We start from the raw sequence: 11,134 nt of genomic DNA, 5'->3' as shown, positions 1-11,134 counted from the left end.
TAGACCGGCAAATATGGATAGTCTCCCTGTCCAATATTCTGTTGACCGGTAATTCCATATCCTACCCGTAATTTAAGTTCAGTCACGGCATCCGAACTACTCATAAATGATTCTTCATGTATTTTCCATGCAAGAGCAGCGGAAGGGAATAATCCCCAGCGATTATCTTCGGAAAACCTTGATGTACCATCCTGACGCAGCGTAGCAGTCAACAGATATTTGTCTTTGAAAGCATAATTCAAGCGGCCAAAGAAAGAAACTATATAGTTTTCTGTAGCATAATCAGTGTCTTGCCGAACATCTAAATTAGCCTCATCAGAACGATCAAAATTGGTAACATAGTTAAAACCTTCCTCATAATGATGTTCCCAGGAATACCCTGCGATCATATCAAAACTACTTTGCCAATCAGCTACATCTTTCTGATAGTTAAGATAAAAGTCTAAAAGTTCATTCTCTTTTCTTTGGTCATAATCTACCCGTAATCCTGAAGTTTCAAAATTACCGGTATACTCAAAAGCTGCATTTTCAGGCACTACTACTTCGCCATTCGCAACATCAGAATAATCTATACCTACATTTAATATGGCGCTCAAACCTGATACAAATGGAAGTGCATAGTCAACTTCAACATTACTAATTGTACGATATACTGTAGATACATCTTCTCTTTGCTCGATCAGTGCAACCGGATTGGATGGTGCTAGCGGGTTTGGATTACCATTCCCATCAACCCAGGTATAGTATCCGCCAAAACTGCTCCCCTCTACAGGTTGTGTAGGATCAAAAATAACAGCAGAACCGATCGCACCCTGATTTCCAAACTGGTTTTGAACCTGCATAGCTTTTACATTGAGGTTTACTTTTAGTTTATCATCAAAGAAAGAAGGATTCAATGAAACTGAACCTGTTAAGCGATCATTTCTATCGGTTCGTAAGATCCCTTCATTACCTGAAAAACCTAGCGAAACACGGTAAGGAATATTTTGATAAGCACCGGTAACACTCACATTGTGATCCTGGCCAAAAGCATTTCGATAGATCTGATCTTGCCAGTCCGTATCCGTATTACCTAATGCATCTGCAGCAGTACTTCCTAATTCATCTTGAATAACATCACGAAACTGATCAGCATCCAGCATATCTACCCTTTGCTGATTTGTTTGATAAGACAGTCTTGTACTGTAACTAATTGCCAGATCCTGCCCAACACGTCCCTTTTTAGTGTTGATAATGATCACACCGTTGGAAGCACGAGAACCGTAAATGGCCGTAGCCGATGCATCTTTAAGGATGTTGATAGATTCAATATCATTTGGGTTGATGGTATTCAATGGATTTCTCATGCCAGAAACTCCACCGCCATCTAAGGGCACACCGTCAACTACAAATAAAGGATCGTTACTCGCTGAAAGTGAAGAACCTCCCCTTATTCTGATAACTCCACCACTTCCGGGAGCACCATCACCGGATGTTACACTTACACCGGCAGCCTTACCTTGAAACAATTGTTGTGGAGATGTGATGTTACCATCATTAAAATCGGATGTACTAATAGAATTTACAGAACCGGTGTTATCACCCTGCTCCTGAGTTCCATAACCAATTACAACTACTTCTTCCCCCGATAACGTCTGGGAACGCATTTGTACATTAATTTCTGTTCTTCCATCAATTGGAACAAATAATCTCTGAAATCCAAGAAATGAAAATTGTAACGTATCTTGCAGGCTGGGAACATTAAGTTCATAATACCCATCTACGTTTGTAGGCGTACCTATATTTGTACCAACTACTATAACGTTAACTCCCGGTAATGTTTCACCGGTTTCGCCATCAGTCACGGTTCCTGATACCGTTACCCTTTCCTGAGCCAAGGCGTCAGTTTGTCCAATCCCCGAAAATAGAAGCGCTACCATCAAAGGAAAAGCCATTAGCAACTTAGATGCATATTGGTCGATCCTTTTCAAGCAGATTCCTGGTCCCGGTATCGCTGTATCTTTCATATTAGTACTCCAATGTTGGTTTTTATTGGCTGAAATTTGAAGTTTAATTCTAATCTTTTAAATAATGTATGTAAGCGCTTACATTTTATCAAGTAGATTTTAACACAAGCTTAACAACGGATCTGCATTCGTTACTTAAAGATAATGAAGTGATTCTGGAGTAAGTAACTGTTTATAGGAAAGTAATATGCTCTAATAATATCATTCTACATGCTGAAATGCTTATATGTTATTACCTCGATAAGCATATTAGAACTAAAGCTAACTAATTGATTCAACTGACAATGTAAGGGCTTACAATTATTTATTCTCAGACTTCCCGTTTCTACTGTAGTTCTCTTTAATGTAGTTGTCAAGGATCGCACGGAATTCCTCTCCTATATGGTCTCCCCTGAGCGTAGTTGAGTGCTCGCCATCTATATAAACCGGGGCTTTGGGCTCTTCAAAAGTTCCGGGTAATGAAATGCCTATATTTGCAGCTCTTGATTCTCCGGGTCCATTAACCACACAACCCATTACGGCCACGTCCATTTCTTCTACTCCGGGATAAGCTTTTCGCCAAACGGGCATGGATTCTACTATATAATCCTGGATCTCTTCAGCCAGTTCCTGAAAATAGGTACTCTTGGTTCTCCCACAACCGGGACAAGAAGTTACCTGTGGAATGAAATTTCTGATCTTCAGGGATTGCAGGATCTGTTGTGCCACCTGAACCTCAAGGGCACGGTCGGCCCCGGGTTGCGGCGTTAGTGATACCCGAATGGTATCTCCTATACCCTGCTGCAGGATCACTGACAAAGCAGAAGCACTTGCTACCATTCCTTTCATACCCATTCCTGCTTCTGTAAGTCCAACATGCAATGGATATTCTACAGCCTCAGCTATTCGTTCATACACTTTTACCACATCCTGCACGCCCGACATTTTGCAGCTGATAATAATTTTGTTTGAAGCCAGACCAACATCTTCGGCAAGTTTTGAAGATCGCTTCGCACTTTCTACCATCGTGTCCAGCATCACTTCTTTTGCTGATTTCGGGTTTGGAAGTTCATTATTTGAATCCATCTTATCGGCAAGCAACTGCTGATCGAGCGAGCCCCAGTTCACACCAATGCGTACTGGTTTATCATATTTGATAGCTTGTTCTACGATGGTAGCGAAATTCTCATCACGGGTTTTGGTTCCAGTATTTCCCGGGTTTATACGAAACTTGGCCAGAGCTTTTGCCATGTCGGGATATTGGGTAAGCAGCTTATGCCCGTTATAATGGAAATCTCCAATTATGGGAACAGTCACCCCCCTCTTCAATAATTTCTCTTTTATATGAGGAACCGCTTTTGCAGCCGCGTCATTATTGACTGTGATCCTTACCAATTCCGATCCTGCCCTGAATAAATGTTCAATTTGATCTGCCGTTTCATCAATATCAGCGGTATCAGTATTGGTCATGGATTGAACCACAATAGGAGCTCCTCCCCCCACCGGTACATTACCTACCATTACCTGAATTGATTTACGTCTTTTTATAGCAGCCATATTGCTTAATCTTTCTTACTGAGTTCAAATAGTTTTCGTTTTTCTTCTTTGGTAAGTGAATCATATCCTTCTTTAGATATCTTCTCTAAAATAGCATCCAGTTCAGTTTGCTCAACTTCCTCTACAATTTCAGCATCCTGAACGATACTCATATTTTTATTTTTCGATCGCTTACTTTTACTTTTACCTCCGGATTTCGGCTTCAGTTTACCAAACAGATATTCTATGTAGCGGATAACCAAACTTAGATCCTTTCCGTTTTGATAAGCTTTGATCATCAAATAGCCACCTAATGCACCGCCAATATGAACAAGTCGGGCTATTCCATCACCTGCTCCCACAAATAATATGTCAATCGCTATCCAACCCGCCACAAAATAACGAGCTTCAATAGGGGGAAACAAGAACAGCATGATGGGAGCTCTGGGATAGAGCATTGCAAAAGCCACCAGCATTCCGGTTACTGCTCCGGAAGCTCCAATAACCAGCGCATCACTGAATACCAATGCAAGTCCTGCATCCAGTAAAGCCCCTAATATTCCCGCTCCAAAATAAATAACGGTAAAGGTGCGCGGACCAACTGTTTCTTCCACTGCTCTTCCCATCCACCAAAGCCAGAGCATGTTAAAAAGAAAATGCAGAAAACCACCGTGCAGAAATAAGTAGGTAATCATCCGCCAGGGCTGAGTCAAAAAGGTTGGGAAGCTTGGGTCAAATCCCAAATAGTTAATTGCCCAGGTATTCAGGGTTTGTCCCCCCAACATCTGAATAATAAATACTATAAACGTGGCCAGAATAATGGTACGAATAGCTACCGGCATTCTCATGAAGGCAAATTTAATACCACCCCAAAATGAATCAAAAGGCATTTGGTTTCGCATACCACCGCCTCCTCCGCCACCGGGAAAATTATATGATCCTCTAGCCATACTGCTCCGGTTTTTTGAGTCCCCAGTATTTAATGAGTACAAATCCAACAACTAATCCACCTAAGTGAGCAAAATGAGCGATCCCACTGTTAGGCATTGCCAATCCATTGAACAGTTCAAACAAGCCGTAAAACAGCACAAAGTATTTAGCCTTAATAGGAATTGGAGGGATCAGCAACATTATATACCGGTCGGGGAACATCATCCCGAAAGCTAAAAGAATTCCAAATACAGCGCCGGAAGCACCTAATGTATAGGTAAAATATCCGCCAATGAACATATGGATAACAGCAGCTCCGATACCGCACAACATATAATAGATCAGGAATCGTTTTGATCCCCACAGGTTTTCAATGGCCTGACCGAATATCCAAAGTGCAAACAAATTGAAAAAGATATGACCAAGGTCAGCGTGAAGAAACATATAAGTAACCAGCTGCCAGGGCATAAAACCTTCGCCCAAAGGACTCAGAACCAGATATGGAGCAATTGCCGAACCGATCGGAGTCCATCCTGAGCCAAATAGTTGCTTGGTAAGTAAAAATGCCAACCCATTGATGATCAACAGATTTTTTATAACGGGGGGAAATAAAGTAAAACTGGTGTTCGGTGAAAAATTATTCAAAAATCTCTGCTTTAATGATGATTCTTTTTGATACGTGAATATACGTTGATTCCGCTCAAAGTTACGCCCGGAATTCCTTGTCCCGGATAAGTCGTATCTCCACAAAGATACAAACCTTTGAACGGAGTTTCGCTAGGAGTCCACTTGAGCAAGCTTCGTGCCATACTTTGGGGAATTCCGCCCACCCTGCCTTTTTTGCGGTACACCCAGTTCTCCCAAGTGACCGGCGTAGCAGTATGAATGACCTCGATCTGTGCGTCTGCAAAACCGGGGAGTTTATCCCTAAGCACTTTCACAATGAAATCTTCCGCCTGTTGTTTAGCGGCATCATAAGTTCCATTCATAGAATACCAACATTCCGGAGAAGCATGGGTTGAGATATTGAGCGTACGCATCCCCTCTTTTGCCCGCACTGAATCTCCCGGCTTTGACATGGATACAAAGATGGAATCCGAATCTGTAAATGGAACAGTATCTCCTTCTTCTAGATGGATCTGATGATGAAGCGGGAGTTCCTTCGGATAGATATCATCAGTGGCGATTCCGAGCGTGATGGCTCCCCACGCTTCATCAAAATCATTGGCTTTGCGATTGAAATACGCACTCATTTCACCCGCCGTAATATCCTTCATATTCCAAACCGGTACATTCGATATCACGATCGGAGCTCGGTAAGCGAATTTTTCCTTCCTTGTTGTTTGGGTGTGAACCGTGAACTGATCTCCTTCTTTGGCTATCATCTGCACCCCTTCTTTGGTGTGAAGTGCTCCACCTTTCTCCTGAATAAATACTCTAATTGCATTGATCATCTCAAGGAGTCCACCCGGTACGTAAAAATTGGAGTAGTTGGTGTAAGTTAGCCCGGCCGCACCAAACAGGAAAGGTGTTTCGTATGATCTGGCCTGAGCGGTAATCATCAACTGCTCATCCACGAAGCGACGGAATTTAGGAGTATCAACCCCATACTTTTTCATCACATCACCTACCGACTGAAACGCATATTTCAGCACCCATGCATCCAGCGGATTATTGTTCGTGAAAAGCTCTCCCCATTCGGAGATCTTTTGGGGCGGAAAGTGTGGATTCTTTAGAGACACTTTCCAAACCAAGTCGGATACTTTGAACGCTTCCTCCCAAAAAGCCCGTTGGGCATCTTCATTCCCAAAAACACGGGCGCATTCCTGTATCCATTGCTCACGATCTTTGTAGCGGGTGACCTGCTCCCCGTCTATCCATACCGACATACTTGGGGTAATCTCCTCCCTGGGGATCCGAATGCCGGTTTCCTGTTCAAGCTTCCATAGCGGCTGATCCTCATCAAAACCAATGAGCGTGGTCGCCCCCGATTCAAACACATACCCTTTCCTTAAATAGGACGAAGAACACCCACCGGGAGCATGAGCTTTTTCGATTATAAGTACTTTATAGCCATCTTTGGCGAGCATGGCACCGGCACTCATTCCACCCATCCCGGAGCCTACAATAATAGCGTCGTAGTCTTGATTTATTTTCATGTGGGTGTAACATGAAATGGAGGCTTAAATGTTCCAATGAATTGGAACGCAGATGATCACAGATTTTATTAGGGAACCAAAACCTCGTTCCGGTGCTCCGCTCCGGAATGCCACATTGAGGCTCAGCCTCATCCTACTACTGGCAGGAAGCAGAGCTTTCATCATACATTCCGCAGCAGAGCGGCGGAACGAGGACAAATGGGACGCGGTTGATAGGATTGGGCGGATGTTCCCAGATTTAATTAGGATATCAAAACCTCATTCCGGTAATACATACTCGTTCCTAAGCTCCGGCTTGGGAACGCAGTCCCGGAAGCTCCAGCTTCCCATCATTGAACCATGATTTGTAGGATCTTTTTGATGATCGGGATTTTCTTCTCCCATATCCTACAGTTTCAACCATGAGATTGGTAAGAGAAAATAAAAAAGCCACATCACTGTGGCTTTAAGCTATTATTAAATTGAAAAATTTTTAATTTGAAACAGTAAATGTTCTTAGCATGCCTTTATCGGCAGGGTCAGGAACTTCAGCAATCCAGGCGTAATCACCCGGTTCAAGATCTAAATGCATATACCCGCTTTGTCCTTCAGTCATTTCCATAACTCCTCCCATAAATTTAGCGCCGTTTGGTGCATTTGCTGTCAAACCAAAAGGAGTCGTCCAGTTCATCCAGTCTCCAAGAGATTGAAGTAACGAATCGTCTTCTGCATCTTCCAGTTTTACAAGCTGTACATTATGCCCAAGCAGATGGCTATAGGATGTTTGATCTGCAAAATGAACTTCAACAATTTGTTCCCCGGCACCGAAAGGTTCTGTAAACTCTATTCCGTTCCCTGATGAGATAGTTACTATTTTATTTGCCTGAGGTTCTTCAGCTTCGTTCTTCTCTGCGGTTACCGTCAAATGCTCTAACATTCCGATATATGAATGAAATACCTGTTCCTCATCCTTCACATAACATTCCACAATATATTCTCCCGGCTCAAGGTAAACGGTTGTTGCAGAACTGCTTCCTGCTGCAGTAATACCTGGGCCTCCCATAGTCGGTGCTCCGGGATCAAAGAACCATGGACCTTTGACAGATATCTCTGCAACCAGGCTGTCTACAAATTCACCAAACTCAATCTCTCCGTTTATGTACGGGTTGAAGTTTTCTTGAAATGGAGCCGTGACCGCACCATACCAATGCTGTAAAATTGGCTCGCCGACTTCTTCTGCAGCCTGAATTGCAGCTTCTGGAACTTTATACAACATGAAAAAATGATCCGAGGGAGATGCATTATTAAAATTAAAGGTAACCCAGCCGGATTTCGTCTCTTTGGTACTCATTTCAAAGATGTGCTGATTGTTTTCAGCATCATGTATGGCTGATACCTCTACGTTGTTTAAATCCTCTTTTTGTTCGGTGCATGAAGTCAAAGAAAAACCGAAAAAGAGTATTACTATCAAAACCTGCGAAAAAATTCCCGATAGTTTAGAATATTTCATAGTGCCCATGTTTAGTTATTTGTTTATTGCACCTTAAGTAAGCAACTCCCCTATAGTATCTACTCTCTACTTCTTTTTGAGAATAATCTGATTTGATATAAAATATTTTTAATTATGAATCAACTTTACAGTTGTATTCTAATTCCATCCCTTATCCTCTATCCGGTACACCGTTACGAAATGTACTAAAAAATCATTTGAATTTACCGCCCTAAGCTTTACGTTTACCGAGGTGATAAAGGGTATTTAACTTATCACATCATAGGTAATTGGAAATTGAGGGCCGTCATGAAGAATTCAATCAATAGCATAATTACCGGAACGGGCAGTTATATACCAACCCGGTGTATCAAAAATGAAGCTTTTCTCAAAAATGAGTTTTTTGATGAAACCGGAAATCCGCTCGAGAAAGCTAATGAAGAGATCATTCAAAAATTTTCCGAGATCACGGAAATTGAAGAAAGGCGCTATGTGACCGACGACCTGGCTACTTCTGATATCGCCCATCTTGCTGCCGAAGAGGCCATCAAATCGGCCGGTATTGATAAGGAAGAACTGGATCATATTATCGTGGCACATAATTTTGGAGATGTAAAGCACGGCAGTAATCGCAGCGATATGGTTCCCAGCCTGGCAGCCCGGGTAAAGCACAAACTGGGAATTGAAAACCCAGGCACCATTGCCTATGATTTGCCTTTCGGATGTCCGGGATGGCTGCAAGCAGTCATTCAGGCTGATTATTATATTAGATCCGGAGACGCCAAAAAAGTAATGGTAATTGGAGCCGAAACTTTATCAAGAGTTTCAGACCCACACGACCGGGACAGTATGATCTATGCAGATGGAGCCGGTGCAACCATCCTGGAAGCCCAGGAAAGTGAAAATCCTATCGGCATCCTTTCTCATAATACCCGCTCTGATACCAAAGTGTATGCCAAGATGTTGTATATGGATAAATCCTACAATCCCGCACTAAAAGACAAAGGGGATATTTTCCTGAAGATGCAAGGACGTAAACTTTACCAATATGCCATCACTCATGTGCCCATGGCTATAAAAGGCTGTCTTGATAAAAGCGGGCTTTCTATCGATGACGTGAATCACATTCTCATTCATCAGGCCAACGGGAAAATGGATGATGCCATTATACAACGGCTTTATGCCCTTTATGATAAAGATGAAGTCCCCAAAGATGTAATGCCTATGACCATCTCCAAGCTGGGAAATTCATCTGTGGCTACCATCCCTACTCTGCTGGACCTGATCTGGAAAGATAAACTGGAGGGCTATGATATCAATAAAGATAAAGATGGCATTCTGGTTTTTGCTTCCGTGGGAGCAGGAATGAATATCAATGCTCTTGCTTATAGAATATAGCTGAGCTCGTAGTCTAGGTGTATATCCATGCTTATATTCCTTCCCATTTTTAGCCATATTACAGTATGACCAAAGCATATTTTTTCGAAGAAACCTACACCGGAATAGACTTCAACGGAGAAAAATTTAAAACCGGTGATTATGAAAACTGCCGGTTCATCAATTGTCAGTTTCCAAAATTAGATCTCTCAGAATGCAGCTTTATTGAGTGCGAGTTTGAAGGTTGTGATCTATCGATGGCAAAGCTTTACGGCACCTCTGTCCGGGATACCGGTTTCAATGAATGTAAGATGGTTGGGCTCCAGTTTGATTCCTGCAGTAATTTTGCCTTCTCTCCCCAATTCGAATCCTGCAACCTAAACCTCTCCTCTTTTTTTGGGGTGAAATTGAATAACAGTCTTTTCAAAGATTGCAGCCTGCAGGAAGTGGACTTTACACAAGCAGAACTGAAAGATTCTACTTTCGAAAACTGCGACTTAGCCAAAGCCACCTTCTCTGCCACCCTCTTGGAAAAAGCTAACTTCTCTACTTCCTACAACTTTTCCATCGATCCAGAACTGAATAAAATTGAGGGCGCCAAGTTTTCACTTCAGGGGTTGTCCGGTTTGCTGAACAAGTACGGAATTGTAGTTGAGTAAATCCTGAATCAGATTATCGGCACTGTTTAAGAATCAGTCCCCATTTTCCTGGAACCATTTTTTCTTTCCCTGAATCAAAGGTATTTCCATCCAAAAGATCAGTGAAGCATCCATTTTCCAGTTCAGGAATATTAACAATCTGTTCGGTTTCGCTGTTGTTGATCACTACAAAAATGCTTTCACCTTCATGGACTCTTTCAAAAACGAATATGCCATTTTCATCATTAGTAAACACTGTTTTATAGGAACCCACCTGCAGCGCCTTGTTTTCATTCCTGATAGAAATGAGTTTTTTATAATGATTGTATAAATCTGTATTCACTTCCACCTTATCTGGCGCATGGGTCGAGCCATCAGCGTTGTATACTTCATCATCGTAGTTAATGTCCTCCCAGATCATGGGCTTTCGGCTGTCGGGATCGTTCCCTCCCCACATGCCCACTTCATCCCCATAATAGATCATAGGTGCACCTACATAAGTCATTTGCATGATCACGAACAGTTTTTGCAGCTCAATGTCATCTTCCTGGGGCTTTCGGGTGGAATAATTCGGGTTTTCACCTTTTGATGCACCAAAGTAATTCCCCCAATCCCTGAAATTACCAATCCCATTATTCCGGTTTACAATATGGGAGCCAATCCGGTTTGAATCATGACTGCCAAACAGGTTTTGTGAAACGTAGGCTACCCCCTCTGGATATATTTCTCTGAGTTCTCTCAATTTTTGGTCGTACTCACTTGCAGTTATGCTGGTAGGCTCCGGATTAAAGAAGAATTCTGCAGAAGTAAAGGCAAAGTTGTAGTTCATCTCACCGTCAAATTCATCGCCCTGCAAATAGGGTTTTACGTTCTCAGGTTCATCAACGATCTCTGCGGTAAGGTAAGCCTCCGGGTTAATAGAGCGAACATGCTTTCGCCAGTCTTTCCAAAACGGATGTGCTACTTCATAAGCCACATCCAGCCTCCAGCCATCAATTCCGTGCTCAATTCCCTTTCCTTTTGGATTCATCCACCGGTTGG

The 11,134-nt window shown here is 42.5% G+C and carries 10 protein-coding genes; 2 read left to right on the top strand and 8 right to left on the bottom strand.

Going from position 1 to position 11,134, the window contains the following annotated elements; all coding sequences use genetic code 11:
• The 7 genes from VFM80_RS09780 to VFM80_RS09750 all read right to left on the bottom strand — a co-directional run.
• On the bottom strand, positions 1–2,006 hold a 2,006-nt coding region (locus VFM80_RS09780; RefSeq protein ID WP_395071641.1), incomplete at its 3' end, for a SusC/RagA family TonB-linked outer membrane protein.
• A gap of 300 nt (positions 2,007–2,306) precedes the next feature.
• Entirely contained in the window at positions 2,307–3,542 is a 1,236-nt protein-coding gene (gene ispG, locus VFM80_RS09775) for a flavodoxin-dependent (E)-4-hydroxy-3-methylbut-2-enyl-diphosphate synthase (protein WP_395071640.1), read from the bottom strand.
• Between the two features lie 5 nt (positions 3,543–3,547).
• The gene (locus VFM80_RS09770; protein ID WP_395071639.1) at positions 3,548–4,471 is read right to left on the bottom strand and encodes a rhomboid family intramembrane serine protease; all 924 of its coding nucleotides are present in this window, start codon (positions 4,469–4,471) and stop codon (positions 3,548–3,550) included.
• Positions 4,464–5,096 (bottom strand): rhomboid family intramembrane serine protease, encoded by a 633-nt coding sequence (locus VFM80_RS09765; protein ID WP_395071638.1) that lies wholly within the window; start codon positions 5,094–5,096, stop codon positions 4,464–4,466. Before VFM80_RS09765 ends, VFM80_RS09770 begins: the two co-directional genes overlap by 8 nt.
• Before the next feature lie 11 nt (positions 5,097–5,107).
• Entirely contained in the window at positions 5,108–6,610 is a 1,503-nt protein-coding gene (locus tag VFM80_RS09760; protein ID WP_395071637.1) for a phytoene desaturase family protein, read from the bottom strand.
• A 283-nt stretch (positions 6,611–6,893) separates the two neighbouring features.
• A complete protein-coding gene (locus tag VFM80_RS09755; RefSeq protein WP_395071636.1) occupies positions 6,894–7,043 on the bottom strand; it encodes a hypothetical protein in 150 nt (49 codons plus the stop codon).
• A gap of 39 nt (positions 7,044–7,082) precedes the next feature.
• Entirely contained in the window at positions 7,083–8,099 is a 1,017-nt protein-coding gene (locus tag VFM80_RS09750; RefSeq protein ID WP_395071635.1) for a hypothetical protein, read from the bottom strand.
• A gap of 288 nt (positions 8,100–8,387) precedes the next feature.
• Here VFM80_RS09750 and VFM80_RS09745 point away from each other — a divergent pair, with 288 nt between their 5' ends.
• Together VFM80_RS09745 and VFM80_RS09740 are read left to right on the top strand one after the other, a co-directional pair.
• The gene (locus tag VFM80_RS09745; RefSeq protein ID WP_395071634.1) at positions 8,388–9,476 is read left to right on the top strand and encodes a 3-oxoacyl-ACP synthase III family protein; all 1,089 of its coding nucleotides are present in this window, start codon (positions 8,388–8,390) and stop codon (positions 9,474–9,476) included.
• A gap of 65 nt (positions 9,477–9,541) precedes the next feature.
• The gene (locus tag VFM80_RS09740) at positions 9,542–10,114 is read left to right on the top strand and encodes a pentapeptide repeat-containing protein (protein ID WP_395071633.1); all 573 of its coding nucleotides are present in this window, start codon (positions 9,542–9,544) and stop codon (positions 10,112–10,114) included.
• A gap of 13 nt (positions 10,115–10,127) precedes the next feature.
• Here VFM80_RS09740 and VFM80_RS09735 read toward each other — a convergent pair.
• Positions 10,128–11,134 (bottom strand): alpha-amylase family glycosyl hydrolase (locus tag VFM80_RS09735; protein WP_395071632.1); only part of this gene is annotated, 1,007 nt, incomplete at its 5' end.

Source organism: Gracilimonas sp., from assembly GCF_035704785.1.
Lineage (GTDB): Bacteria > Bacteroidota > Rhodothermia > Balneolales > Balneolaceae > Gracilimonas.
Note: the sequence above shows the minus strand (reverse complement) of the source record. Positions and strands in the feature narration are given on the sequence as shown.